This window comes from Pararhizobium sp. LjRoot238 (assembly GCF_964252955.1).
Lineage (GTDB): Bacteria > Pseudomonadota > Alphaproteobacteria > Rhizobiales > Rhizobiaceae > Pararhizobium.
The window spans coordinates 1,612,115-1,638,309 of the sequence record NZ_CAXUPP020000001.1; the positions used below are offsets into that span (position 1 = coordinate 1,612,115).

28 protein-coding genes are annotated in these 26,195 nt (G+C 61.8%); 26 read left to right on the plus strand and 2 right to left on the minus strand.

Annotation, left to right across the window (positions count from 1 at the left end; all coding sequences use genetic code 11):
- Positions 1 to 37: 37 nt before the first annotated feature.
- The 5 genes from tsaD to ACSQ3F_RS07985 all read left to right on the plus strand — a co-directional run bounded on the left by tsaD (position 38) and on the right by ACSQ3F_RS07985 (position 3,805).
- A complete protein-coding gene (gene tsaD, locus ACSQ3F_RS07965) occupies positions 38 to 1,135 on the plus strand; it encodes a tRNA (adenosine(37)-N6)-threonylcarbamoyltransferase complex transferase subunit TsaD (protein WP_436099727.1) in 1,098 nt (365 codons plus the stop codon).
- The gene (locus ACSQ3F_RS07970) at positions 1,135 to 2,142 is read left to right on the plus strand and encodes an NAD(P)H-dependent glycerol-3-phosphate dehydrogenase (protein ID WP_436099728.1); all 1,008 of its coding nucleotides are present in this window, start codon (positions 1,135 to 1,137) and stop codon (positions 2,140 to 2,142) included. Before tsaD ends, ACSQ3F_RS07970 begins: the two co-directional genes overlap by 1 nt.
- A gap of 48 nt (positions 2,143 to 2,190) precedes the next feature.
- On the plus strand, positions 2,191 to 2,484 hold the full coding sequence (locus ACSQ3F_RS07975) for a YciI-like protein (protein WP_436099729.1): 294 nt from the start codon (positions 2,191 to 2,193) through the stop codon (positions 2,482 to 2,484).
- A gap of 1 nt (position 2,485) precedes the next feature.
- Positions 2,486 to 2,917, plus strand: a complete 432-nt coding sequence (locus ACSQ3F_RS07980) for an EVE domain-containing protein (RefSeq protein WP_436099730.1) — start codon at positions 2,486 to 2,488, stop codon at positions 2,915 to 2,917.
- 240 nt (positions 2,918 to 3,157) lie between these two features.
- Positions 3,158 to 3,805, plus strand: coding sequence for a class I SAM-dependent methyltransferase (locus ACSQ3F_RS07985; protein ID WP_436099731.1), 648 nt, complete (start codon positions 3,158 to 3,160; stop codon positions 3,803 to 3,805).
- A 108-nt stretch (positions 3,806 to 3,913) separates the two neighbouring features.
- Here the strand turns inward: ACSQ3F_RS07985 and ACSQ3F_RS07990 are convergent, their stop codons facing one another.
- Complete coding sequence (locus ACSQ3F_RS07990) at positions 3,914 to 4,486, minus strand: hypothetical protein (RefSeq protein WP_436099732.1); 573 nt, start codon at positions 4,484 to 4,486, stop codon at positions 3,914 to 3,916.
- 304 nt (positions 4,487 to 4,790) lie between these two features.
- Between ACSQ3F_RS07990 and sdhC the strand changes: the two genes are divergently transcribed.
- From sdhC to ACSQ3F_RS08095, 21 genes are all read left to right on the plus strand, one after another.
- The gene (gene sdhC, locus ACSQ3F_RS07995) at positions 4,791 to 5,183 is read left to right on the plus strand and encodes a succinate dehydrogenase, cytochrome b556 subunit (protein WP_436099733.1); all 393 of its coding nucleotides are present in this window, start codon (positions 4,791 to 4,793) and stop codon (positions 5,181 to 5,183) included.
- 13 nt (positions 5,184 to 5,196) lie between these two features.
- Positions 5,197 to 5,577: a succinate dehydrogenase, hydrophobic membrane anchor protein gene (gene sdhD, locus ACSQ3F_RS08000; RefSeq protein WP_436099734.1), complete on the plus strand. Its 381-nt coding sequence runs from the start codon at positions 5,197 to 5,199 to the stop codon at positions 5,575 to 5,577.
- Between the two features lie 6 nt (positions 5,578 to 5,583).
- A complete protein-coding gene (gene sdhA, locus ACSQ3F_RS08005; RefSeq protein ID WP_436099735.1) occupies positions 5,584 to 7,428 on the plus strand; it encodes a succinate dehydrogenase flavoprotein subunit in 1,845 nt (614 codons plus the stop codon).
- A gap of 54 nt (positions 7,429 to 7,482) precedes the next feature.
- Positions 7,483 to 7,716 (plus strand): FitA-like ribbon-helix-helix domain-containing protein, encoded by a 234-nt coding sequence (locus tag ACSQ3F_RS08010; protein ID WP_436099736.1) that lies wholly within the window; start codon positions 7,483 to 7,485, stop codon positions 7,714 to 7,716.
- Positions 7,713 to 8,171, plus strand: a complete 459-nt coding sequence (locus ACSQ3F_RS08015; RefSeq protein ID WP_436099737.1) for a type II toxin-antitoxin system VapC family toxin — start codon at positions 7,713 to 7,715, stop codon at positions 8,169 to 8,171. The genes ACSQ3F_RS08010 and ACSQ3F_RS08015 overlap by 4 nt, the downstream gene beginning before the upstream one ends.
- Positions 8,164 to 8,943 (plus strand): succinate dehydrogenase iron-sulfur subunit, encoded by a 780-nt coding sequence (locus ACSQ3F_RS08020; RefSeq protein WP_349436179.1) that lies wholly within the window; start codon positions 8,164 to 8,166, stop codon positions 8,941 to 8,943. Before ACSQ3F_RS08015 ends, ACSQ3F_RS08020 begins: the two co-directional genes overlap by 8 nt.
- A 310-nt stretch (positions 8,944 to 9,253) precedes the next feature.
- Positions 9,254 to 9,802, plus strand: coding sequence for a protease inhibitor Inh/omp19 family protein (locus ACSQ3F_RS08025; protein WP_436099738.1), 549 nt, complete (start codon positions 9,254 to 9,256; stop codon positions 9,800 to 9,802).
- 163 nt (positions 9,803 to 9,965) lie between these two features.
- The gene (gene zapE, locus ACSQ3F_RS08030; RefSeq protein ID WP_436099739.1) at positions 9,966 to 11,120 is read left to right on the plus strand and encodes a cell division protein ZapE; all 1,155 of its coding nucleotides are present in this window, start codon (positions 9,966 to 9,968) and stop codon (positions 11,118 to 11,120) included.
- Between the two features lie 198 nt (positions 11,121 to 11,318).
- Entirely contained in the window at positions 11,319 to 12,281 is a 963-nt protein-coding gene (mdh, locus tag ACSQ3F_RS08035) for a malate dehydrogenase (protein ID WP_436099740.1), read from the plus strand.
- Between the two features lie 45 nt (positions 12,282 to 12,326).
- Positions 12,327 to 13,523, plus strand: coding sequence for an ADP-forming succinate--CoA ligase subunit beta (gene sucC / locus ACSQ3F_RS08040; RefSeq protein ID WP_436099741.1), 1,197 nt, complete (start codon positions 12,327 to 12,329; stop codon positions 13,521 to 13,523).
- 3 nt (positions 13,524 to 13,526) lie between these two features.
- Entirely contained in the window at positions 13,527 to 14,429 is a 903-nt protein-coding gene (gene sucD, locus ACSQ3F_RS08045; RefSeq protein ID WP_436099742.1) for a succinate--CoA ligase subunit alpha, read from the plus strand.
- Between the two features lie 165 nt (positions 14,430 to 14,594).
- Positions 14,595 to 17,591, plus strand: coding sequence for a 2-oxoglutarate dehydrogenase E1 component (locus tag ACSQ3F_RS08050; protein WP_436099743.1), 2,997 nt, complete (start codon positions 14,595 to 14,597; stop codon positions 17,589 to 17,591).
- Positions 17,592 to 17,604: 13 nt separating this feature from the next.
- Positions 17,605 to 17,922: a YciI family protein gene (locus tag ACSQ3F_RS08055; RefSeq protein WP_436099744.1), complete on the plus strand. Its 318-nt coding sequence runs from the start codon at positions 17,605 to 17,607 to the stop codon at positions 17,920 to 17,922.
- A gap of 29 nt (positions 17,923 to 17,951) precedes the next feature.
- Complete coding sequence (gene odhB, locus ACSQ3F_RS08060; protein WP_436099745.1) at positions 17,952 to 19,178, plus strand: 2-oxoglutarate dehydrogenase complex dihydrolipoyllysine-residue succinyltransferase; 1,227 nt, start codon at positions 17,952 to 17,954, stop codon at positions 19,176 to 19,178.
- Positions 19,179 to 19,191: 13 nt separating this feature from the next.
- Entirely contained in the window at positions 19,192 to 19,605 is a 414-nt protein-coding gene (locus ACSQ3F_RS08065) for an MAPEG family protein (protein ID WP_436099746.1), read from the plus strand.
- A gap of 41 nt (positions 19,606 to 19,646) precedes the next feature.
- Positions 19,647 to 20,288, plus strand: coding sequence for a LysE family transporter (locus tag ACSQ3F_RS08070; protein ID WP_436099747.1), 642 nt, complete (start codon positions 19,647 to 19,649; stop codon positions 20,286 to 20,288).
- 2 nt (positions 20,289 to 20,290) lie between these two features.
- A complete protein-coding gene (locus ACSQ3F_RS08075; protein WP_436099748.1) occupies positions 20,291 to 20,785 on the plus strand; it encodes a hypothetical protein in 495 nt (164 codons plus the stop codon).
- Between the two features lie 2 nt (positions 20,786 to 20,787).
- Positions 20,788 to 21,540 carry an SDR family oxidoreductase gene (locus tag ACSQ3F_RS08080; protein WP_436102076.1) on the plus strand — a complete coding sequence of 251 codons (753 nt, stop codon included), beginning with the start codon at positions 20,788 to 20,790 and terminating at the stop codon, positions 21,538 to 21,540.
- Positions 21,541 to 21,562: 22 nt separating this feature from the next.
- Positions 21,563 to 22,969 carry a dihydrolipoyl dehydrogenase gene (gene lpdA / locus ACSQ3F_RS08085; protein WP_436099749.1) on the plus strand — a complete coding sequence of 469 codons (1,407 nt, stop codon included), beginning with the start codon at positions 21,563 to 21,565 and terminating at the stop codon, positions 22,967 to 22,969.
- A gap of 90 nt (positions 22,970 to 23,059) precedes the next feature.
- Positions 23,060 to 23,551: a DUF2867 domain-containing protein gene (locus ACSQ3F_RS08090; protein WP_436099750.1), complete on the plus strand. Its 492-nt coding sequence runs from the start codon at positions 23,060 to 23,062 to the stop codon at positions 23,549 to 23,551.
- 121 nt (positions 23,552 to 23,672) lie between these two features.
- Positions 23,673 to 24,473, plus strand: a complete 801-nt coding sequence (locus ACSQ3F_RS08095; protein WP_436099751.1) for an alpha/beta hydrolase — start codon at positions 23,673 to 23,675, stop codon at positions 24,471 to 24,473.
- A 102-nt stretch (positions 24,474 to 24,575) separates the two neighbouring features.
- Here ACSQ3F_RS08095 and ftsZ read toward each other — a convergent pair whose 3' ends face one another.
- Positions 24,576 to 25,604 carry a cell division protein FtsZ gene (gene ftsZ / locus ACSQ3F_RS08100; RefSeq protein ID WP_436099752.1) on the minus strand — a complete coding sequence of 343 codons (1,029 nt, stop codon included), beginning with the start codon at positions 25,602 to 25,604 and terminating at the stop codon, positions 24,576 to 24,578.
- Positions 25,605 to 26,195 lie beyond the last annotated feature (591 nt).

Here is a 26,195-nt window from a genome sequence, read left to right on the forward strand (position 1 = left end):
CTTTCCCCGCGACCGCAATATTCGAGTAAAATGGCCCATGTCCTCGCCTCTGCGCATCCTCGGTATCGAAACAAGCTGCGATGAAACTGCGGCGTCCGTGGTGCTGCGCGATGCCCACGGCCATGGCGAGATCGTCAGCGACGTGGTTCTGAGCCAGCTCGAAGAGCACAGCGTCTATGGCGGCGTCGTACCGGAAATTGCCGCCCGCGCCCATGTCGAGGCGCTCGATACGCTGGTGGAGGAGGCGCTGTTGCGCGCCGGCGTGACGCTCTCCGACATCGACGCGATCGCCGCCACCAGCGGACCGGGCCTGATCGGCGGCCTGCTCGTCGGGCTGATGACCGGCAAGGCGATCGCGCGAGCATCCGGCAAGCCGCTCTATGCGGTCAACCATCTCGAAGGCCATGCACTGACGGCGCGGCTGACGGACGGGCTGTCCTTCCCCTATCTGATGCTGCTGGTTTCCGGCGGCCACACGCAGCTCATTCTGGTGAAGGCCGTCGGCGTCTACGAGCGCTGGGGCACGACGATCGACGATGCGCTGGGCGAAGCCTTTGACAAGACGGCGAAGCTTCTCGGGCTTCCCTATCCCGGCGGGCCAGCCGTCGAACATGCGGCAAAAAGCGGCAACCCCGATCGCTTTTCCTTCCCGCGCCCGCTGGTCGGCGAGGCGCGCCTCGATTTCTCCTTCTCCGGCCTGAAAACGGCCGTGCGCCAGGCGGCTCAGTCGATCCAGCCGGTGACCGAGCAGGACATCGCCGATATCTGCGCTTCCTTCCAGAAGGCGATTTCGCGCACGCTGAAGGACCGCATCGGCCGGGGCTTGGCCCGTTTCAAAGAGCAGTTCGCCGGCACCGTCGACGATCCGGCGCTGGTCGTGGCCGGGGGGGTCGCGGCCAACCAGACGCTGCGGGCGACGCTGCAGGAACTGTGCGACAAGAACGGCTTCCGCTTTGTTGCGCCGCCGCTGCAGCTGTGCACCGATAACGCGGCAATGATCGCTTGGGCCGGGGCCGAGCGGATGGCGGCGGGGTTGCCAGCCGATGCTCTCGATGTGTCGCCGCGCTCGCGCTGGCCGCTTGATGCCGACGCGAAAACCCTGATCGGTTTCGGCAAACGGGGAGCGAAGGCGTAATGACTGAGGCCGTCTTGCAGACAGATCGCATCGTCGTCGTTGGTTCCGGCGCTTTCGGCACGGCGCTCGCGGCCGTTGCTGCCGCATCGGGCAAGGCGCCGGTGACGCTGCTCACCCGCCGCGAAAGCATTGTCGAGGACTTCAAGGAAACCGGCCGCAACGATTCCGCGCTGCCGGGTATCGATCTGCCCGAAACATTGACAGTGTCCGACGATCCGACGGTCCTGGAAGGTGCCGGCATCGTGCTCTTTGCCATGCCGTCGCAGGCACAGCGCGAGGCGGCCCGTTCGCTGCACGGTTTCATCGACAAGGGCGCGGATGTCGTCATCTGCGCCAAGGGCATGGAGCGCTCCAGCGGACGCTTGCTGACGGATATCGTCGAGGAGGAGCTGCATCTGCAAAATGTCGCCGTGCTTTCGGGGCCGGGCTTCGCCGCCGATATCGCCAAGGGCCTGCCGACGGCGATGGTAATCGCGGCCGATAGCGTCGAGCGCGCGGCTCGTCTCGCCGAAGCACTGTCCGGTGCGACATTCCGCCTCTATCCCTCCGCCGACCGGATCGGCGTGCAGCTTGGCGGCGCCTTGAAAAACGTGCTGGCGATCGCCTGCGGCATCGTCGAAGGCGCGGGGCTTGGCGATTCCGCCCGCGCGGCGCTGATTTCCCGCGGCCTCGCGGAGATGTCGCGTTTCGTGGCGGCGTGTGGCGGCGAGGCTGATACGGTGCGCGGGCTCTCGGGCCTCGGCGACCTCGTGCTGACGGCGACAAGCCATCAATCGCGCAATCTTCGTTATGGCATTGCGCTCGGTGCGAGCGGCAGCGCCAGGGGGCAGACGCAGACGGCAGAGCTTGTGGAGGGCGCGTTCGCGGCCTCCGTTGCGGCCGATGTCGCCCGGCAGTTGGGCGTCGATATGCCGCTCACCGAGGCGGTCGCGGCGATCATCGACGGAAAGACGGATGTGAAGACGGCGCTGGAACGGCTGATGTCCCGCCCGATCACGCAGGAATAGTCAATCCCAGGATAGTCAATCCCAGGATAGTCAATCAAGGAGAACACAATGCTGTTTGCCGTTTTGTGCACGGACAAGCCGAACGCCCTGCAAGTGCGGATGGATACCCGTCCGGAACACATCGTCTTTCTCGACGATCTCAATGCCAAGGGCGGACTTGCCTTCGCCGGACCGTTCCTTGACGATGCCGGCAAGCCGAATGGCAGCCTGGTGGTGATCAAAGCGGAAACCATCGAGGAAGCGCGCATGATCGCCGCTTCCGACCCCTATGCCAAGGCGGGCCTCTTCGCCCATGTCGACATCAGGCCCTGGAACTGGGTTTTCAACAAGCCGGAGGCGTAAGATGGCCTACTGGCTTTACAAATCCGAGCCATTCAAGTGGTCCTGGCAGATGCAGAAGGACGCTGGCGACAAGGGCACCGAATGGACCGGTGTGCGCAACTATCTGGCACGCAACAACATGCGGGCCATGCAGATCGGCGACAAGGGCTTCTTCTACCACTCCAATGACGGGCTGGAGATTGTCGGCATTACGGAAGTCTGTGCCCTGTCGCACCCGGATTCGACCGCTGAAGGCGATCCGCGCTGGGACTGCGTCGACATCCGTGCGGTCTGCGATCTGCCGAAACCGGTGTCGCTGAAGGAGATCAAGGCGAACCAGAAATTCGAGAAGATGGCGGTCGTCACCTCGATGCGGCTTTCCGTCCAGCCGGTCACGGAAGCGGAATATCTCGAGATCTGCCGTCTTGGCGGGCTGGAGAATCCGCCTCGCTGATTTGTGTTTGCTTAGGTTGGATTGGTTTGCGGCACCCACGATCTCCGTCATCCCTGTGCTTGTCACAGGGATCCAGCCACGCGACGTCCGTCGCGTGAAAGAGTCCTTTTAGCAGCGCAGACGCGCTGCTGCTGGATCCCCGCCACAAGGGCGAGGATGACGGGGAGATGGGGAACGCCGTCTACCAAATTCATGCCCTTACCAATGCACCAATGCACGTGCCCGGAAACTGTATCACTCGTGAAAACCGATCCCGAAACCTTCATCCGCGCTAATACCGGCATCATGGCGCCGCCGCATGTTCCGGAAATCCGGCTCCATCTGGCAAGCGAGGCGCATGATCTCTGGCTGAAGACGGAGGAGGAACTGGAAGAAATCGGCCTGCCGCCGCCGTTCTGGGCCTTTGCCTGGGCGGGCGGGCAGGGGCTGGCGCGGCATATTCTCGATCATCCGGCGCTGGTCGAAGGCAAGCGGGTGATCGATTTCGCCTCCGGATCAGGACTTGTGGCGATTGCGGCGATGAAGGCCGGCGCGGCTTCGGTGCTTGCCGTCGATATCGATCCCTGGACGGCAACCGCCATTCGGCTGAATGCAGCACTCAACGGCGTGGCGGTCTCCTTCGCTTCCTCCGATATCATCGGCAATGAGCGCAGCGCAGACGTCTATCTTGCCGGCGATGTCTTCTACGACAAGGCTTTTGCCGACCGGCTGGCGCCATGGTTCACCGCGCTTGCGCAGAAGGGCGCCGCCGTGCTTGTTGGCGATCCCGGCCGCGCCTATTGCCCGCGCGACAGGATGCAGATGCTTTCGACCTATCAGGTTCCGGTGACCCGCGCACTGGAGGACAGCGAGGTCAAGAAGACCACGGTCTGGCGTTTTACTGCATAATTCCTTAAATCGGAATCGATTTAAGGAAAAAATTATGCAGCAAGTTCAATGTGCTACAGCGTCCTTTGCGCGTCATTTTTGACGCGCGGCGCTGTAGCGGACCGGGCGTCAGCGGCGGATGACGCAGACGCCGGCTTCCCAGGAGCAGGCGCTGCTGGCAGTCGATGGGGTCACGTGGATGATCTTGGCACGGGGAGCGCGATAATCACTGTCGGTAGCGCCGCTATAATAGCCGTAGCCGCCGCGTTCGGAGTAGAAATACATGCCGTTGCCCGGATCGCTCCAGGCCGACAGGCCGCCGAAATAGGTGCCGCCGCTTGTAGCGGAGGGAAAGGCGTTGCCGCCATAAGCCGATTCCCAATAGTTCCGGTCAGGCCGACGATATTCGCGCACGACGACGGGGCGGCGATGGAAGCCGAATCGGCGCTCGAAATAGCGGCGATCGGCGTTGATGCCGGAAAGACGCACATTGCGGTCGCGACGGTTGAAGTGGAGGAGACGGCTATCGACGTTGATGCCGGACAGGACTTCCCGGTCCCGGCGCTCATGGTGATGGCGGCGGATAAAATGCCGCTCGCCGTCGTAACGGTCGCGCGCTTCGGCGAAATCGGCCAACGGGAAACTCAGGGCAAAGACGGCGATCAAGACTTTCGTCGCATTCGATAGGGTGATTGGACGCATTTCGGGCAGCCCTCCGCGCAACGCTTAACAAATCCTTAACAGGCAATGTGCGGCAGTTACCGGCAAAAGTCACGGAATGCGTTGAATTTTCGCGTTCTATCGTTAACGCGGGCGCCTTTTCGATTCGACTGCTGCGCCGCATTTTCGTCTAATCGATTAAAATGATTTTGCACTGCAAACACACTTGTCGTTAATCAATATGGTGATTAAACGTCGGCTGACTGAATTGTGCACAATCATGTGCAATACCGGATGGAAATAGTCCAGTTTTTGGGCATCCGTCCGGTTCTTCCGTGGGGTTCCGATGACGAATGTCACCAAAAGCCGGCCGCTCTCGCCGCACTTGCAAATCTACAAGCTAATTCCGACCATGGTCATGTCGATTGTGCACCGCATTACCGGCGCCGCACTCTATTTCGGCACCATCCTCGTCGCCTGGTGGCTGATCGCCGCTGCGACCGGGCCGGAATATTACGACTGGGTCATGTGGGCCTTCGGCACCATCATCGGCCAGCTTATCCTGTTCGGCTATACTTGGGCTTTGGTACACCATCTTTTCGGCGGCCTGCGCCATTTCATCTGGGATCTCGGCTATGGCTACGAGAAGCATTTCGCCACCAAACTCGCCATCGCCAATCTGGTCGGTTCGGTCGCGGTGACGCTGCTGATCTGGATCATCGGCTATACGGTTCGCTGAGGGGAGAATTTCCATGGATATGCGCACTCCCCTCGGCAAGGTTCGCGGTCTCGGTTCGGCCAAGGAAGGCACCGATCATTTCTGGCGTCAGCGGCTGACGGCGGTCGCCAACGTGCCGCTGATCATCTTCTTCGTGCTGTTCCTGATCAGATATGCCGGCGCGCCGCATGCGGATGTCGTCGCTGCCATGTCGAACCCCTTCGTCGCGGTCATCATGGGGCTAATGGTCATCTCCGGACTGATCCACATGAAGATCGGCATGCAGGTCATCATCGAGGATTATGTACACGGTGAGGGCACCAAGATCGGGCTTCTCATGCTCAATACGTTTTTTGCGATCGCAGTTGGCGGGCTCTGTCTTTTCGCCATCCTGAAGATCGCGTTTGCAGGGTAATTCAAAATGGCACCCAACATGTCGCCTGTTATCAACGGCAGAGCCTACACCTACGTCGACCATGCCTATGACGTGATCGTCGTCGGTGCCGGCGGTGCCGGACTTCGCGCAACGCTCGGCATGGCCGAACAAGGCTTCAAGACGGCCTGCATCACCAAGGTCTTCCCGACGCGCTCCCACACGGTCGCAGCGCAGGGCGGCATCGCGGCCTCGCTGCAGAACATGACGCCGGATAGCTGGCAGTGGCATCTCTACGATACCGTCAAGGGCTCCGACTGGCTGGGCGACGTCGATGCCATGCAGTATCTCGCCATGGAAGCGCCGAAGGCCGTCTATGAGCTCGAGCATTACGGCGTGCCCTTCTCGCGCAATGCGGAGGGCAAGATCTATCAGCGTCCGTTCGGCGGCCACATGCAGAACTACGGCGAAGGCCCGCCGGTACAGCGCACCTGTGCCGCCGCCGACCGTACCGGCCACGCCATCCTGCACACGCTCTACGGCCAGTCGCTGAAGCACAACGCCGAATTCTTCATCGAGTATTTCGCGCTCGACCTGATCATGTCCGACGACGGCAGCCGTTGCACCGGTGTCGTTGCCTGGAACCTCGACGACGGCACGATCCATCGCTTCGCCGCCAAGATGGTGGTGCTGGCGACCGGCGGTTACGGCCGAGCCTATTTCTCGGCCACCTCCGCCCATACCTGCACCGGCGATGGCGGCGGCATGATTGCGCGCGCCGGCCTTCCGCTGCAGGACATGGAGTTCGTGCAGTTCCACCCGACCGGCATCTACGGCGCCGGCTGTCTCATCACCGAAGGTGCGCGCGGCGAAGGCGGCTATCTCGTCAATTCCGAAGGCGAGCGCTTCATGGAGCGTTATGCCCCGTCGGCCAAGGACCTTGCCTCGCGCGACGTGGTCTCGCGCTGCATGACGCTGGAAATCCGCGAAGGCCGCGGCGTCGGCAAGAACAAGGATCATATCTACCTGCATCTCGACCATCTTGATCCGGCCGTCCTGCACGAGCGCCTGCCGGGCATTTCCGAGAGCGCCAAGATCTTTGCCGGCGTCGATGTCACCCGCGAGCCGATCCCGGTCCTTCCGACCGTCCACTACAACATGGGCGGCATTCCGACCAACTACTGGGGCGAGGTGCTGAACGCCGACAGTGCCAATCCGGAGCGGATCATCCCCGGCCTGATGGCCGTCGGCGAAGCCGGCTGCGCCTCGGTGCACGGCGCCAACCGTCTCGGCTCCAACTCGCTGATCGATCTCGTGGTCTTCGGCCGAGCCGCCGCGATCCGCGCCGGCGAAGTGATCGACCGTGCTTCCGCGATCCCGGCGATCAACGAGAAGGCAAGCGAAAAGATCATGACGCGCTTCGACAGGCTGCGCCATGCCGATGGCGGAACGCCGACCGCGGTGCTGCGTGAAAAGATGCAGCGCACCATGCAGGAAGACGCCGCCGTGTTCCGCACGCAGGAATCGCTGGAATCCGGCTGCAAGCGCATGAGCGCGATCTGGACGGAACTGCCGGATCTCAAGGTCACCGACCGCTCGATGATCTGGAACTCCGACCTGGTGGAAACGCTGGAACTCGAAAACCTGATGGCCAACGCCATCACCACCGTCTACGGCGCCGAGGCCCGCAAGGAAAGCCGCGGCAGCCACGCCCGCGAAGACTATGCCAGCGGCCCCTTTGCCGGCCGCGACGACGTCAATTGGCGCAAGCACACGCTGTCCTGGGTGAACGAGGCGGGCGAGGTCAAGCTCGACTACCGTCCGGTGCATACGGAGTTGCTGGCCGAGGGCATCGATCCGTACAAGATCGAGCCGAAGGCGCGTGTGTATTGAGGCGGGTTGTGGCAGGATGGCCGGCAACGGCCAGCTGAGACAGGATGCGTTGTTATGGGCGAAATGAACGTGAAGATCGATGAGAGCTTGTTGATGCGGCTTGAAGATCGCGCCCGTGCTCATAATCGCTCGCTGGATGACGAGGTGAAGTTCCTTCTTGAGCGGGCTCTCGAAAAGCCCGAACGGGAAAGCCTCTACGATGCAGCACGTCGGATTGCGGCGATGACTCCGAAGGGCATCAAGCAAACCGACAGCGTGGAGATGCTGCGAGAGGATCGCGATCGGTGATCTACGTCATCGATGCCTCGGTTGCCATGAAATGGTTCGTCGACGAGGGGGATCAGGCGATGGCAATGGAAATAACCAGGTATGAGGGCCGCCTCATTGCACCTGACGTGATATTTGCTGAAGTCGCAAATGTTTTGCGAAGAAAGATCCGTCTCGGGCAGGTAACCGAAATTCAGGCGAAGGAATCTTTGCAAATCCTGCTTAGAACCTTTCCTGATGCAGTACCATCCGCTGATTTGCTGGAAGATGCATTCGCGATTTCCTCGCAACTGGATCATTCGGTCTATGATGTGCTGTATCTGGTCTGCGCGCTTCGAAAAGGTGACGCGAGCCTGATCACGGCGGACAGGAAGTTTGCGGCAAAAGGTGCCGATGCCGGTTTCGGCGAAAAGATTTTAAGTTTGGAAGCCGCTTATGCGCGCCTCGTGACGGGACAGGAAGACAGGAATGGTTGAACTCGCTCTCCCCAAGAATTCGCAGATGACCGAAGGCAAGGTCTGGCCGAAGCCGGCTGGCGCCAGGAACACCCGCGAATTGCGCGTCTATCGCTGGAGCCCGGACGACGGCAAGAACCCGTCGATCGACACGTTCTACATCGATGTCGACGATTGCGGCCCGATGGTGCTGGATGCGCTGCTCTATATCAAGAACAAGATCGACCCGACGCTGACGCTGCGCCGCTCCTGCCGCGAAGGCATCTGCGGCTCCTGCGCGATGAATATCGACGGCACCAACACGCTTGCCTGCACCAAGGGCATGGACGAGGTGAAGGGAACGGTAAAGGTCTATCCGCTGCCGCATATGCCTGTTGTCAAGGATCTGGTGCCGGATCTCACCAATTTCTACGCCCAGCACCGCTCGATCGAGCCCTGGCTGAAGACCGTTTCGCCGACGCCGGCCAAGGAATGGAAGCAGAGCCACGAGGACCGCCAGAAGCTCGACGGTCTCTACGAATGCATCCTCTGCGCCTGCTGTTCCGCCTCCTGCCCGAGCTACTGGTGGAACGGCGACCGCTATCTCGGCCCGGCGGTTTTGCTGCAGGCCTATCGGTGGCTGATCGACAGCAGAGACGAGGCCAAGGGCGAGCGCCTCGACAACCTCGAAGACCCGTTCCGCCTCTATCGCTGCCACACCATCATGAACTGCGCCCAGACCTGTCCCAAGGGCCTGAACCCGGCCAAGGCGATCGGCGAGATCAAGAAGATGATGGTCGAGCGGCGGGTTTGATTGTCAGGCGACGGTTCCCTGCAGTCCGATCGCCGGGTATTGCCCGGCGTTTTACTGTCCGCCAATCGGCCGAAATTCGAGAGTTCGAATTGAAATTCCTGCATTGCGGCATAGGTTTCGCCGGAATGAGCGGCGTCAAACGTGCTGACGAGTCGTCTCGACAACCTCACGACGTAGCAGGATCAACCGTTTCAATCATGTCACAGGCGTCAAAGAATTGCCGTTCTCTTGAATTGAAAGGTGGTTTTAAGTTAATTCCGCCTATATGTCAGTCGATAACGCGGTGGCAGAGATGATCGGGAGCAGGAATATGCGGACAATACATGCGGTGGCGGGACTGGCCGTGGTGCTGGCGCTGGCTGGATGTCAGAGAACGTCCATGAGCGATTTCGGCGGCAACAGCATGTCGCCGGCGCCGTTGCAGGCGCAGCCTGTGCCGACCGTGTCTTCCGGGCAGCTTGACGCCCCGGCGACGACGGACACCTCGCAGTTTCCGGCAGCACCCGTCAGCGGCACCGCGACGGTCGGTGGCGTGCAGCAGCCGGCAGGGACCGAGGTCGCGGCGGCCACCAATGCGCTCGATGTCACCAAGGAATCGATGGTCGGCAACTGGCGCGTCTCGAATGCCGGCAGTTCCTGCGACATGTTCCTGACGCTCACCAATCTCGGCAGCGGCTCGCGCGGCGGCACGCGCGGTTGCGCCGGCGAACTGACGGCCATGGGTTCCTGGGAAGTCGCCGGCAAGCAGGTCTTGCTCAAGGATCGCAACGGCAATCCGCTCGCTCGCCTGTTCAAGACCGCCGATGCGCGTTTCGACGGCTCGACCAATAGCGGTCAGCCGGTCAGCCTCAGCCGTTAATCATTAGAGCCCGGCATTCGCCGGGCTTTTTCGTGTCGCCAGCCTCTAGAGCATTTCCGCTTTTCTCCGAGTCACGAAAATGCTCTATCTCTTTGTTTTTACGCATTTCCGGACGGAAAACCGTTTCACACTTTTCCTGGAAATGCTCTAACCGGTCGAGCGCGTGCCAAATCCCGAAGACAGCATTTCGCGAAAACTCGAGGCCTTGATCGCCGCTGAAACCGTGCGTCACGATCCGGCGCAGCTCGGCATCGCCAGGCGCTTCGACCATCTGCTGATGGAGCTTGCCGGGAACCGCGCGCAGCGCAAGTCGAATGCGCTCGGCTGGTTGTTTGCCTCGCGCAAACACGAGCATCCGCCGCTCAAGGGGCTTTATCTCTACGGCGGCGTCGGTCGCGGCAAGACCATGCTGATGGATCTGTTCTTCGAAACGGTGCCGATCCAGCGCAAGCGCAGGGCGCATTTCCATGAGTTCATGGCCGATGTGCATGAGCGCATCTTCAAGCACCGGCAGAAGCTGAAGAACGGCGAGACGCGCCAGGCCGACCCGATGCCGCCGGTTGCTTCTGAGATTTTCGCCGAGGCCCGTCTCCTCTGCTTCGATGAGTTCTCCGTCACGGACATTGCCGATGCGATGATCCTGTCGCGGCTGTTCAGCGAGCTTTTCGCCAAGGGCTGCGTGCTCGTCGCCACCTCGAATGTCGAGCCGGGCAATCTCTACAAGGACGGTCTAAACCGCGGGTTGTTCCTGCCGTTCATCGATCTGTTGAAGACCTACACCGAGATCGTGCCGCTGGATGCCGGGACGGATTATCGCCTGGCAAAGATGGAGGGCTTGCCGGTCTGGCTGTCGCCGATGGGGCCGCAGGCTGACGCCGCGCTCGGTCGGGCCTGGATCCATGCGACGGCCGGGCTTTCGGTTGCTGCCAGCGAGGTTGCGCACAAAGGCAGGAAGATCAAGGTTCCGGCGGCGGCCAACGGTTGCGCCCGGTTCTCCTTTTCAGACCTCTGCGAGCGGCCGCTGGGAGCAGCCGACTACCTCGCCATCCTCTCGCATTACCGGACGATTTTCATCGATCATATCCCGCATCTCGGGCCAGAGCGCCGCAACGAGACCAAGCGCTTCATCATGCTGGTCGACACGATCTACGATCACGGCGCTCGTCTTTTCGCCACGGCGGCCTCCGCGCCGATCGATCTTCTGACGGCAAAAAAAGGCACGGAAGGCTTCGAATTCGACCGTACGGTCTCGCGCCTGATCGAGATGCAGAGCGAGGAATATGCGCGAAATCATCGTGCGGAAACAGTCACTTCGTGACAATATTGAGACGAAATTTCTTACGTTTACGTAAGAATTTATTGATCTAACCGATTGAAATTGTTCCACCCAAAAGTATCGGTTGATATTTTAGATTTTGAAGGTTAATTCCTTGCGCCGAAAGGTTTGCCACAGCTCGCGCCTCAAGGCGCCACGTCAGGCCTTGTCAGATTTGGATCGCAAGAGGGAAGCACTTTCATGGCGCGCAACAAGATCGCACTTATTGGTTCTGGAATGATTGGTGGCACGCTGGCGCATCTCGCCGGCCTGAAGGAGCTCGGCGATATCGTCCTGTTCGACATCGCTGACGGCATACCGCAGGGCAAGGGCCTTGATATCGCCCAGTCCTCCCCCGTCGAAGGCTTCAACGCCAATCTGACCGGCGCCAGCGACTATTCGGCCATCGAAGGCGCCGATGTCTGCATCGTCACCGCTGGTGTTGCCCGCAAGCCCGGCATGAGCCGCGACGACCTGCTCGGCATCAACCTGAAGGTGATGGAACAGGTTGGCGCCGGCATCAAGAAATATGCCCCGAACGCCTTCGTCATCTGCATCACCAACCCGCTCGACGCGATGGTCTGGGCGCTGCAGAAGTTCTCCGGCCTGCCGAAGAACATGGTCGTCGGCATGGCCGGCGTGCTCGATAGTTCGCGCTTCCGCCTGTTCCTGTCCCAGGAATTCAACGTTTCGGTCCAGGACGTCACCGCCTTCGTTCTCGGCGGCCATGGCGACACGATGGTGCCGCTTGCCCGTTACTCGACCGTCGGCGGCATTCCGTTGACCGATCTGATCAAGATGGGCTGGGTTACCAAGGAGCGCCTCGAAGAAATCATCCAGCGCACCCGTGACGGCGGCGCTGAAATCGTCGGCCTCTTGAAGACCGGCTCGGCCTACTACGCCCCGGCTGCATCTGCGATCGAAATGGCCGAATCCTTCCTGAAGGACAAGAAGCGCGTTCTGCCCTGCGCCGCACACCTCACCGGCCAGTATGGCGTCAAGGACATGTATGTCGGCGTTCCGACGATCATCGGTGCCGGCGGCGTCGAGCGCATCATCGAAGTCGAGTTCAACAAGGCCGAGCAGGAAGCCTTCGACAAGTCGGTCGCTTCGGTTGCCGGTCTTTGCGAAGCCTGCATCACCATTGCTCCAAGCCTGAAATAATGGCCCTGAAATAATTGCCGTTCGGCTTAAACAGGAAATTTCCCCATGAACATTCATGAATATCAGGCCAAGGCCTTGCTGAAGAGCTTTGGCGCACCGGTCGCGGAAGGTGTCGCCATCTTCTCTGCCGATGAAGCCGAAGCCGCTGCGAAGTCGCTTCCAGGCCCGCTCTATGTCGTCAAGAGCCAGATCCACGCGGGTGGCCGCGGCAAGGGCAAGTTCAAGGAACTCGGCCCGGATGCCAAGGGTGGCGTTCGGCTCGCCTTCTCGATCGAGGAAGCCAAGGCGCATGCCAAGGAAATGCTCGGCAACACGCTGGTGACCAAGCAGACCGGTGAAGCCGGCAAGCAGGTCAACCGCCTCTATATCGAGGACGGCGCCGACATCGAGCGCGAACTCTACCTGTCCATCCTCGTCGACCGCGCGGTCGGCCAGGTCTCCTTCGTGGTTTCCACCGAGGGCGGCATGGACATCGAGACCGTCGCGCATGACGCGCCGGAAAAGATCATCAACGTCGCGATCGATCCGGAAACGGGCGTCACGGCTGAAAATCTCAAGGAACTGACTTCGGCCCTGAAGCTCGAAGGCGAAGCCAAGGCCGATGCCGAAAAGCTCTTCCCGATCCTCTACAAGGCCTTCGTCGAAAAGGACATGAGCCTGCTGGAGATCAACCCGCTGATCGTCATGAAGAACGGCCGCGTGCGCGTCCTCGACGCCAAGGTCTCCTTCGACGGCAATGCGCTCTTCCGTCATGAAGACGTCGTCGCACTCCGCGACAAGACGGAAGAAGACGAGAAGGAAATCGAAGCCTCCAAGTACGATCTCGCCTATGTCGCCCTCGACGGCAACATCGGCTGCATGGTCAATGGTGCGGGCCTTGCCATGGCAACCATGGACATCATCAAGCTCTATGGCGCCGAGCCGGCGAACTTCCTTGATGTCGGCGGTGGCGCCTCCAAGGAGAAGGTCACCCATGCCTTCAAGATCATCACCGCCGATCCGGCCGTGAAGGGCATCCTGGTCAACATCTTCGGCGGCATCATGAAGTGCGACGTCATCGCCGAAGGCGTGATCGCAGCCGTCAAGGAAGTCGGTCTTCAGGTTCCGCTCGTCGTGCGCCTCGAAGGCACCAATGTCGAACTCGGCAAGAAGATCATCAACGAGAGCGGGCTGAACGTCATTTCCGCAGACGACCTGGACGATGCCGCCCAGAAGATTGTAGCCGCTGTGAAGGGTGCCTGATTCATGTCCATTCTGATCAACAAAGACACCAAGATCCTGGTTCAGGGTCTGACCGGCAAGACCGGTACCTTCCACACCGAACAGGCGCTCGCTTACAACGGCACCAAGATGGTCGGCGGTATCAACCCGAAGAAGGGTGGCGAGACCTGGGAAGGTTCCAAGGGCGAAAAGCTGCCGATCTTCGCAACCGTTGCGCAAGGCAAGGAAGCGACCGGCGCTGATGCATCGGTGATCTATGTTCCGCCGGCGGGTGCCGCGGCTGCGATCCTCGAAGCCATCGAAGCGGAAATCCCGCTGATCGTCTGCATCACCGAAGGCATTCCGGTTGCCGACATGGTCAAGGTCAAGGCCCGTCTCGACAGGTCGCAGTCGCGCCTGATCGGCCCGAACTGCCCTGGCGTTCTCACCCCGAACGAATGCAAGATCGGCATCATGCCGGGCAACATCTTCAAGAAGGGCTCGGTCGGCGTTCTCTCGCGCTCCGGCACGCTCACCTATGAAGCCGTGTTCCAGACCACCAACGAAGGCCTCGGCCAGACGACAGCGGTCGGCATTGGCGGCGATCCGGTCAAGGGCACGGAGTTCATCGATATCCTCGAAATGTTCCTCGCCGACGACGAGACCAAGTCGATCATCATGATCGGCGAAATCGGCGGCTCGGCCGAGGAAGATGCGGCCCAGTTCATCAAGGACGAAGCCAAGCGCGGCCGAAGCAAGCCGATGGTCGGCTTTATCGCCGGCCGCACGGCTCCTGCCGGCCGCACCATGGGCCATGCCGGCGCGGTCATTTCCGGCGGCAAGGGCGGCGCGGAAGACAAGATCGCTGCGATGGAATCGGCGGGCATCCGCGTGTCGCCGTCGCCGGCGCGCCTCGGCAAGACGCTGGTCGAAGTCCTCAAGGGCTGAGACACTGCGATGCGATCGGGCCTGCCATCGCGGCCGGCCCGGTTGCCTCCACCCGAAGAAGGGCAGCGGCGCTTCCGGCGCCGATGCCACCCAGGTCGACCGGGACCAAAAGAGCCGGCAAGAGTTAACAAGTCAGGAGGCGGACGGACAGGTCCGCGAAGCACCATGGCAAGGCAAGAAGCCAACGAGCAATTTCTGCTGACCTCGTTCCTCGACGGAGCGAATGCCAGCTATATCGAGCAGCTTTACGCGCGCTACGAAAGCGATCCCTCGTCGGTCTCCGGCGAATGGCAGTCGTTCTTCAAGGCACTGCAGGACCAGCCGGATGACGTGATCAAGGCGGCCAAGGGCGCCTCCTGGAAGAAGCCGAACTGGCCGATCGTCGCCAATGGCGAACTCGTCTCGGCGCTCGATGGCAACTGGGGCACGGTCGAGAAGGTCATCGAAAAGAAGGTGAAGGCCAAAGCCGAGGAACAGGCCGCCGTCACCGGCGTCGCGCCGAGTGCTGCCGATGTCCACCAGCAGACCCGTGACAGCGTTCGCGCCATCATGATGATCCGCGCCTACCGCATGCGCGGCCATCTGCACGCCAAGCTCGACCCGCTCGGCATTGCAGCGCCTGTCGAGGACTATGACGAGCTGTCGCCGAAGTCCTACGGCTTCGAGGAAAGCGACTACGATCGCCGGATCTTCCTCGACAACGTGCTCGGCCTCGAATACGCGACCATCCGCGAGATGCTCGAAATCCTCGAGCGCACCTATTGCTCGACGCTCGGCGTCGAGTTCATGCATATCTCCGATCCGGAAATCAAAGGCTGGGTCCAGGAGCGCATCGAAGGTCCCGACAAGGGCGTCGAATTCACGCCGGAAGGCAAGAAGGCGATCCTGCAGAAGCTGATCGAGGCGGAAGGCTTCGAGCAGTTCATCGACGTGAGGTACAAGGGCACCAAGCGTTTCGGCCTCGACGGCGGCGAATCGCTCATCCCGGCGCTGGAGCAGATCATCAAGCGCGGCGGCCAGGTCGGCCTCAAGGAAATCATCCTCGGCATGGCCCATCGCGGCCGTCTGAACGTTCTGACCAACGTCATGGGCAAGCCGCACCGTGCCGTTTTCCACGAGTTCAAGGGCGGTTCCGCCGCACCGGACGATGTCGAAGGTTCGGGCGACGTGAAGTACCATCTCGGTGCCTCCTCGGACCGCGAGTTCGACGGCAACAAGGTTCACCTGTCGCTGACGGCGAACCCGTCGCATCTCGAAATCGTCAATCCGGTCGTCATGGGCAAGGCGCGCGCCAAGCAGGACCAGATGGCGAAGGTCTTCGAGGGCGACATCATTCCGCTGTATGAGCGGGCCCAGGTCATGCCGTTGCTGCTGCATGGCGATGCCGCATTTGCGGGCCAGGGCGTGACGGCGGAAATCCTCGGCCTGTCGGGCCTGCGCGGTCATCGCGTTGCCGGCACTGTGCATTTCATCATCAACAACCAGATCGGCTTCACCACCAATCCGGCCTTCTCGCGCTCGTCGCCCTATCCGTCGGATGTGGCCAAGATGATTGAAGCGCCGATCTTCCACGTCAACGGCGACGATCCGGAAGCAGTGACCTACGCGGCCAAGATCGCCACCGAATTCCGGATGAAGTTCCACAAGCCGGTCGTCATCGACATGTTCTGCTACCGCCGCTTCGGCCATAACGAAGGCGACGAGCCCTCGTTCACGCAGCCGAAGATGTACAAGGTCATTCGCGCCCATAAGACGGTCGTCCAGCTCTATGGCGAACGCCTGATCGCCGAGGGCCTGATTACCGAAGGTGAACTTGAGAAGATGCGCGCCGATTGGCGCGCCCATCTGGAACAGGAATTCGAGGCGGGACAGGCCTACAAGCCGAACAAGGCCGACTGGCTGGACGGCGTCTGGTCGGGCCTGCGCGCTGCCGACAACCAGGACGAACAGCGCCGCGGCAAGACCTCGGTGCCGATGAAGACGCTGAAGGAAGTCGGCCGCAAGCTGTCGGAAGTCCCGGCAGGCTTCAACGTGCACAGAACCATCCAGCGCTTCATGGATGGCCGCGCAGGCATGATCCAGAGCGGCGAGGGCATCGACTGGGCGATGGCGGAGGCGCTTGCTTTCGGCACGCTCGCCACCGAAGGCACCAAGATCCGCCTCTCGGGCCAGGACTGCGAACGCGGTACCTTCTCGCAACGCCATACGGTTCTCTACGATCAGGAGACCGAGGAACGCTATATCCCGCTTGCCAACCTGTCGCCGACCCAGGCGCGTTACGAGGTCATCAACTCGATGCTCTCGGAAGAGGCAGTCCTCGGCTTCGAATATGGCTATTCGCTCGCCCGTCCGAATGCACTGACCCTTTGGGAAGCGCAGTTCGGCGACTTCGCCAACGGTGCGCAGGTCGTCTTCGACCAGTTCATCTCGTCGGGCGAACGCAAGTGGCTGCGCATGTCCGGCCTCGTCTGCCTCTTGCCGCATGGTTACGAAGGCCAGGGTCCGGAGCATTCCTCTGCCCGCCTCGAGCGCTGGCTGCAGATGTGTGCCGAAGACAACATGCAGGTCGCCAATGTCACCACGCCGGCGAACTACTTCCACATCCTGCGCCGTCAGGTGAAGCGCGACTTCCGCAAGCCGCTGATCATGATGACGCCGAAGTCACTGCTGCGCCACAAGCGCGCCGTCTCTTCGCTGTCGGAAATGGCCGGCGAGACGTCCTTCCATCGCCTGCTTTGGGACGATGCAGAAGTCATCAAGGATGGTCCGATCAAGCTGCAGAAGGACGCCAAGATCCGTCGCGTCGTTCTCTGCACCGGCAAGGTCTATTACGACCTTCTGGAAGAGCGCGAAAAGCGCGGCATCGACGATGTCTACCTCCTGCGCGTCGAGCAGCTATATCCGTTCCCGGCCAAGGCGCTGATCAACGAACTCTCGCGCTTCCGCAATGCGGAAATGGTCTGGTGCCAGGAAGAGCCGAAGAACATGGGTGCCTGGTCGTTCATCGACCCGTATCTGGAATGGGTGCTTGCCCATATCGATGCGAAGTACCAGCGCGTGCGCTACACCGGCCGCCCGGCCGCTGCCTCTCCGGCGACGGGCCTGATGTCCAAGCACCTCGCCCAGCTCGCCGCCTTCCTCGAAGACGCGCTCGGCGGTTGAGAGGCAGCGCGACATGGCCTATTTTCATCTGAAACTAGCGCCACCCCGCAGCACATTTCCTCAGGATGCAACGTCCGAGGAAATGGCCGCGATGGAGCGTCATTCCGTCTATTGGCGAGCGCAAGCCGATGCGGGACGCGCGATTGCGGTTGGTCCGGTCTTCGCCAAGGACGGCGCCTGGGGCATGGCTCTGGTGGAGGTCCCCGATGAGGAGACTGCCCAGGCCCTTGCCGATGGCGATCCGGTCATTGCCGCCCGCCTGGGCTTCCAGTTCGAAATTGCCGCCATACCCTCACTCATTCTCCGGCATGTCGCCGCACCTGCCGCATAAACGATAACGATCAAAGTCAGGATCTGAAAATGACCACAGAAATCCGCGTTCCTACCCTGGGAGAGTCCGTCAGCGAAGCGACCGTCGGGACATGGTTCAAGAAGGTGGGCGACGCCGTCAAGGCCGATGAGCCGCTGCTCGAACTCGAAACCGACAAGGTGACCATCGAGGTTCCGGCGCCTTCTGCAGGCACGCTTTCCGAAATCGTTGCCAGCGCCGGTGAAACCGTCGGTCTCGGCGCGCTGCTCGGCCAGATCGCCAACGGTGCCGCCGGCGCCGCTGTTGCCGCGCCCGCGGCGGAAAAGAAGGTTGCCGCTCCGGCCGCCGCTGCCGCGCCTGCCGCTCCGCAGGTCGCGTCTGCCATGCCGGCTGCTCCGGCTGCTGCCAAGATGCTCGCCGAAAACAACCTCACCGCCGACCAGGTCGACGGCTCCGGCAAGCGCGGCCAGGTGCTGAAGGGCGATGTCATCGCCGCTGTCGCCAAGGGTGTTTCGGCGCCGGCGGCTTCCGAACCGGTCAAGATTGTCACCCGTGGCCCGTCGCCGGCCGAGGACGCACCGCGCGAAGAGCGCGTCAAGATGACCCGCCTGCGCCAGACCATCGCCAAGCGCCTGAAGGATGCCCAGAACACCGCCGCCATGCTCACCACCTATAACGAGGTGGACATGTCGGCCGTCATGGACCTGCGCAACCGCTACAAGGACCTGTTTGAAAAGAAGCATGGCGTCAAGCTCGGCTTCATGGGCTTCTTCACCAAGGCGGTGACGCATGCGCTGAAGGAGATCCCGGCCGTCAACGCCGAGATCGACGGCACCGACATCATCTACAAGAACTTCTGCCACATCGGCATGGCCGTCGGCACCGACAAGGGTCTGGTCGTTCCCGTCATCCGCGATGCCGACCAGATGTCGATCGCCGAAATCGAGAAGGATCTCGGCCGTCTTGCCAAGGCTGCCCGTGACAGCTCGCTGTCGATGGCCGACATGCAGGGCGGCACCTTCACGATCACCAATGGCGGCGTCTACGGCTCGCTTATGTCCTCGCCGATCCTCAACGCGCCGCAGTCCGGCATTCTCGGCATGCACAAGATCCAGGAACGTCCGGTCGTCGTCGGCGGCCAGATCGTCATCCGTCCGATGATGTATCTGGCGCTCTCCTACGATCACCGGATGGTCGATGGTAAGGAAGCCGTGACCTTCCTCGTCCGCGTCAAGGAAAGCCTGGAAGATCCGGAACGCCTGGTTCTCGATCTCTGAGAGGCGCTGAAACATGGACGCGGCAGCGCTGGCGGCATCGCCCTTCCTTTCGCTCCTCGCCTGGAGCGTCGTGCTGCTCGTCTTCCATGTCAGCCTGCAGGGCATGATGGCGACATTGGAACTCGGATCGGCCTGGAATGCCGGTCCGCGGGATGAGGAAAAGAAGCCGTCCGGCAAACTCGCCGGGCGGTCCGAACGGGCCTCGGTCAATTTTCAGGAAACCTATCCGGCCTTCGTCGGGCTGGCGCTCGCGCTTGCCATCGCCGGTGATCCGACCGGCTGGGGCCTGACCGGCGCCTGGACTTGGTTCGTCTTCAGGATTGTCTATATTCCGCTTTATCTGGCGGGCGTTTCCTACGTCCGCTCGCTCATCTGGCTTGGCTCGCTCGCCGGGCTCCTCATCATGGTATCGGCGCTCGTTTTCTGACAGGAAAGCGGTCGCCTGACAGCGATAACCGGAGACGTGCCGTGCATCCCTATCTGTTTGAACTCGCATCGCTGATGGCGATCTTCTCCTTCGCCATCGTCTCTCCCGGCGCCGATCTTGCCATGGTCATGCGCCAGTCGCTGGTTCACGGCCGCCGCTCGGCGATCGTCACCTCCTTCGGCATCGGCACCGCGCTGATGTTCCATGTAACCTACACGATCCTCGGGCTCGGGCTGATCATCTCGCAGTCGATCTACCTGTTCAACATCGTCAAATGGTGCGGCGTGGCTTACCTGCTCTACATCGGCATCAAGTCTCTTCGTGCCGGCAGGACGGATATCACGGTTGAGGCCGAAGGCGCGGATGCGAACGAAAAGCGCCAGCCGGCACTGAGGGCCTTCGGTCTCGGTTTCGCCGCTAATGCGCTGAACCCGAAGCCGGTCTTCTTCTTCCTGTCGATCTTTTCGACGGTGGTCGGCGCCCATACGCCGATCGCGGTGAAGTTCGGCTATGGCCTGGTCATGGCAAGCAGCCTGATCCTCTGGTTCGTCGGCGTCAGCCTGTTCATGACGACGCCGAAGATGCGCGCCGCCTTCTCGCGCGCCAGCCAGTGGATCGATCGCGTCAGCGGCCTCGTCTTCATCGCGCTTGGCCTGAAGCTCGCCACGGAAAAGGCAGCCTGAGCATGCGCCTTACCGCTCCCGCATCGATCCTCGGTATCCTGCTGGCGGCGACGCCCGTGGCTGCGGCGGATTGCCTGCAGGAGCAGGCGATCTATGGCGATGCGGACGGCGCCTATGAATTGCGGTTCGAGCCCGTCGGCTCGGCCAGCGCCGCAACAAGCAACCATTTCAAGGTCAAGGTGGCGAAGACCGATCTGGTGCTCGACGGCATAGTCATGCAGTCCGGCGAACCCGTCCGGCCGAACAGCATGATCATGAACAATTGCCCGGAGGGCGACGCCACCGGCGACGAGATCGCTGCCTGCACCGTCTGGGAAGGCGTGATCTATTCCATCGGTGCCGACGGCAAGGTTGGTTCCCTGCCTGAGGAGGGCAGGCAAGCGGCGGCGCAATTGCTTCTGCCCGATTTCGGTCCCGCCGTGCGCAACTCGTCCATCTGGGGCAAGGCGACTGTCGCTCCCTGGGATGTTCTGACCTTGAAGGGATGTGCCCAATGAAGATCAGCGATCAACCCGTCCTTCTGGTGACCGGCGGCAGCCGCGGTATCGGTGCAGCCATCTGCCTCTCGGCAGCCGAACAGGGCTGGGCCGTTGCCGTCAACTATGCCTCGAACCGCCCGGCCGCAGATGCGGTCGTCAAGGCGATCGAGGCGGCCGGTGGCAAAGCAATCGCGATTGAAGGCGATGTCGGCAGCGAAGCCGGGATCACCGCGATCTTCGGCGCGGTGGACAAGGCTTTCGGCCGTCTCGACGGGCTGGTCAACAATGCCGGCATCGTCGGTTTGCCGGCCAGGATCGACGAGATCACGCCCGAGCGGCTCGAACGCATGCTGCGCGTCAATGTTTCCGGCTCGATCCTTTGCGCGGCGGCGGCTGTCCGGCGCATGTCTGTCCGTCACGGCGGCAAGGGCGGCGTCATCGTCAATATTTCTTCGATGGCCGCCGTTCTCGGCTCCGCGGGACAATATGTCGACTATGCAGCCTCCAAGGGCGCGATCGATACTTTTACCATCGGCCTGTCGCGCGAAGTGGCTTCGGAAGGTATCCGTGTCAACGCGGTCCGTCCGGGCGTCATCGACACGGAGCTTCACGCCTCTGGCGGATTGCCGGATCGAGCCCGCGAGCTTTCGCCGACCATTCCCCTGAAACGGCCGGGCACCGCGCAAGAGGTCGCCGATGCCGTTCTCTACCTGCTTTCCCCTTCGTCGTCCTATGTAACGGGCGCCATTCTCAACGTCAGCGGCGGACGATAGCCGCTCTCAGGAAGGACCATTCATGGCTTATGATCTCATTGTTATCGGCACCGGACCCGGCGGCTATGTTTGCGCCATCAAGGCAGCCCAGCTCGGCCTGAAGGTCGGCGTCATCGAAAAGCGCGCCACCTATGGCGGCACCTGCCTCAATGTCGGCTGCATTCCCTCGAAAGCCCTGCTGCACGCCTCGGAAGTCTTCCACCAGACCGCCCACGGCATCGACGCACTCGGCGTTGAGGTACAGGCTCCGAAGCTGAACCTTGAGAAGATGCTTGCCCACAAGGATGCGACGGTAAAATCGAACGTTGATGGCGTCGCCTTCCTCTTCAAGAAGAACAAGATCGACGCCTTCCAGGGCACCGGCAAGGTGCTTGGCGAAGGTAAGGTTTCGGTGACCAACGACAAGGGCGAGGAGCAGGTCATCGAGACCAAGAACATCGTCATTGCCACCGGCTCCGATGTTGCCGGCATTCCCGGTGTTGAGGTCGAGATCGACGAGAAGGTCATCATCTCGTCCACCGGCGGTATCGCGCTGGAGAAGGTTCCTGCCACCATGATCGTCGTCGGCGGCGGCGTCATCGGCCTCGAGCTCGGTTCGGTCTGGTCGCGCCTCGGCGCCAAGGTGACCGTGGTCGAATATCTCGACATGATCCTCGGCGGCATGGACGGCGAAGTCGCCAAGCAGTTCCAGCGCATGCTCGCCAAGCAGGGCATCGATATCAAGCTCGGCGCCAAGGTGACCGGCGTTGAAAAGCAGGGTTCCGGCGCCAAGGTGACCTTCGAGCCGGTCAAGGGCGGCGATGCCGTGACGATCGACGCCGATGTCGTTCTGATCGCCACCGGCCGCAAGCCGTTCACCGATGGCCTCGGCCTTGCCAAAGCCGGCGTCGTCATGGACACGCGCGGCCGGGTCGAGATCAACAACCATTTCCAGACCAGCATTCCCGGCATTTATGCGATCGGCGACGTCGTGCGCGGCCCGATGCTCGCCCATAAGGCGGAAGATGAGGGTGTCGCCGTTGCCGAGATCATCGCCGGTCAGGCGGGCCACGTGAACTACGATGTCATTCCGAGCGTCGTCTATACCCAGCCGGAAATCGCCTCCGTCGGCAAGACCGAGGAAGAGCTGAAGGCCGCGGGCATCGCCTACAAGGCCGGCAAGTTCCCGTTCACTGCCAACGGCCGCGCCCGCGCCATGCTGGCGACCGACGGCTTCGTCAAGATTCTCGCCGATCAGGCCACCGACCGGGTTCTCGGCGGTCATATCGTCGGCTTCGGCGCCGGCGAGATGATCCACGAAATCGCCGTGCTGATGGAATTCGGCGGCTCCTCGGAAGACCTCGGCCGCACCTGCCATGCCCACCCGACCATGTCGGAAGCGGTCAAGGAAGCCGCACTCGCGACCTTCGCAAAGCCGATCCATATGTAATGAACATGCGCAGGGGGGCCGTGACAATCGGCCCCTTTGCACCTCCCGGTCGGGCGGCCTACCATCGCCGCATCGATGGAGAGCATGCCAATGGCACCGCGCAATTATCCGGTTCCCGTTACCTTGCCGCATCCGGCGCTGCCTTTGGCCGACTGGGCGGATTGTTACGAACTGCGGGTTCAGGGCAGGGCATTGACGGCCAGATCCGCAGCCGAGCGGACATTGGGTGATTTTCCGGCCTGGGTCCGCGCCCTGATGTGGCTGCGAAATGCAGCCGTCCGCCCCTTCGGTCTCAAGGGATCGGGTCCGCCAAATACGCGCGAGATGATCGGCATTTTCCCCATCCTTTCCCGCTCTGACGAACAGATGGTCCTCGGTTTCGACGACGCGCATCTGGATTTTCGCATCGTCGTCGATGTCCATCCGGCCCGCGAAACGGGTCAGACGGTCAGCGTGACGACGCTGGTCCGCCGAAAGATTCTCCTCGGTAAGCTCTATCTCGCGGTGATCACGCCTTTCCACCGGCTGATCGTCCGCACGATGCTGGACCGTCTGTCCGGTCCGGCTGTTGTCGCAAGCTGACGGCATGCGCTCGCGGCTTCTGCTTCGGCATTGCCCGGCGCGAGTCCGCTGATTCGGGAACGGGCCGAGTTCGCTGCTGAAGGGCTCTGGACTCTGACGAACCTTCCGGTGAACATGCTGCATGAGCACCACAAAACTCCTGCTGATCCTGCCGCTGACGGTGGCCTTCGCGTATATGTTGCTTGTTGGCGTGGTGTATCTTTCACAACGTGCCCTCCTCTTTCCCGGCACGAGCGCGGCACTTGCTCCAGAGCACGCAGACTGGGGCGAGAACGCCTCCATCAAGACGCCCGACGGGGAGACGCTTCATGGACTCTACAGCCAGGGCACATCCGGCAAGCCGTGCGTTCTGCTCTTTTTCGGGAACGGTGACCGCGTCGCCAATTACGGGTTTCTCGCACAGGCGCTGGCCGCGCGCGGCATTGGATTGCTGGCGATATCCTATCGCGGCTATCCGGGATCGACCGGCTCGCCGAGCGAGGAGGGACTGCTGACCGACGGCATCACGGCGTTCGACTGGCTTTCAGCACGCTCCAAAAGCGAGATCGTTGTGCTCGGTCGCTCGCTGGGCACCGGCATCGCCGTGAACACGGCGGCGCAGAGGCCGGCCGTCGGTTTGGTTCTTGTGTCCGCATACCTGTCGGTTCTGTCGGTCGCGGAGACGCGCTATCCGTTCTTTCCCGTCGCGCTTCTCGTCAAGGATCCCTTCCGCTCGGATCTCAAAATAGCGAAGGTGAGCCAACCAAAGCTGTTCATTCACGGTCGGCGTGACGACAGCATTCCGCTATCTTCGGGCGAGGCGTTGTATCACATCGCTCCCGAACCCAAGCGGATGCTGATCGACGACGGCTCGGGTCACAATGATATCTGGAACGACAGCACGGTTGGCGATGTCATCCGCTTTGTGGAGGCGCTGAAATGAACCACGCCGGAGCCCGGTAAGCAGCGGCGACCGTCCGTGTTTCCACGCCGTGCCGCTACCGAGCGGGAAGCGCTTGCGCCCGCTCGGCAAACAGTCTGGATTTTACTGCAGCGTCCGCACTTGCGCCGGTTGAGCCGCAACACCGGCGACGTCGCCTGTTGTCAGCGCCTGTGAATCCAGACCTGTGGCCACGACTGAAACGCGGAAGACGCCGTCCAGGCCCTTGTCGAAGATTGCGCCGACGACGATGTCGGCGTCCTCGCAGACCTCCTCGCGGATGCGGGTCGCTGCCTCGTCCACTTCGAACAGCGTCATGTCGGAGCCGCCGGAAATCGAGATCAGCACGCCCTTGGCGCCCTTCATCGACACTTCGCTCAAGAGCGGATTGGCGATCGCCGCCTCGGCCGCCTTGGAGGCGCGGCCGTCGCCGATCGCCTCGCCCGTTCCCATCATCGCCCGGCCCATGCCCTTCATCACCGATTTGACGTCGGCGAAGTCGAGGTTGATCAGGCCTTCCTTGACGATCAGGTCGGTGATGCAGCCGACGCCGGAATAGAGAACGCGGTCGGCGATGACGAAGGCATCGGCAAAGGTGGTCTTCGCATCGGCGATACGGAAGAGGTTCTGGTTGGGGATGACGATCACGGTGTCAGCCGCTTCGCGCAGCCGTTCGATGCCTTCCTCGGCTGCCTGCATGCGCCGCTTGCCTTCGAAGCTGAACGGCTTGGTGACGACCCCGACGGTCAGGATGCCGGCTTTGCGCGCGGCCGCGGCGATGACCGGCGCCGCACCCGTTCCCGTGCCGCCGCCCATGCCGGCGGTGACGAAGCACATATGCGTGCCGCCAAGATGATCCATGATCTCGTCGATCGATTCCTCCGCCGCCGCGCGGCCGACTTCCGGAAGCGATCCGGCACCGAGCCCCTCGGTCACCTGCGCGCCAAGCTGGATCAGCCGCGGCGCCTTCGACATGGTCAGCGCCTGCGCATCCGTGTTGGCAGCAATGAAGTCCGCGCCCTGAAGGCCTTCGGCGATCATGTTGTTGATGGCGTTGCCGCCGCCGCCGCCGACGCCGATGACAGTGATCTTCGGTCTCATCTCCGAAATCACGGGTTTCTTGATCTCTGACATCTCGTCATCTCCTTGAACGTGGTCGCCGCCCCGGCACGTATGGAAGCGCGTTCCGGGAGCTGCAATCGAATGCGAAGCGGAGCGGGCGCGAATCAGGCCGCCGCAGGTTATGTCCGCAAAAAGGCAGAGAGACGGCGCCGGTGCAAGAGAGTAAGGCGGACTATTGTTGGCCGCTGCGTCGGCATCAGTGCGGAAAGCACCGCCACTTCGGTGCACTCTGCAGCTTCACCCCCCTCTGTCACTTCGTGACATCTCCCCCTCAAGGGGGGAGATCATTCTTTTCCTTCGCAAGTTTTGGTAGGGCTAGGCATGAAAGCATGTGGCAATCTCCCCCCTTGAGGGGGAGATGTCCCGGAGGGACAGAGGGGGGTATGCTCTTGATAATCCGGCTTTAAGCAACACGTTGCCGAAAGATCGGGGACGAAGAAGCTGACAGCACCGCTTCGTCGAGATTATTGGCCGCGAGAAATTGTCATCCCCACTGATCCCCGCCTGGAAAAGCCGTGTCATGATCATGGTGTCCTGTCACGGATACACCGCAAGACGTTTGCGGCGAGGCAGGGCTGGCGCTCCACGGGAAGCCTCGTGGCC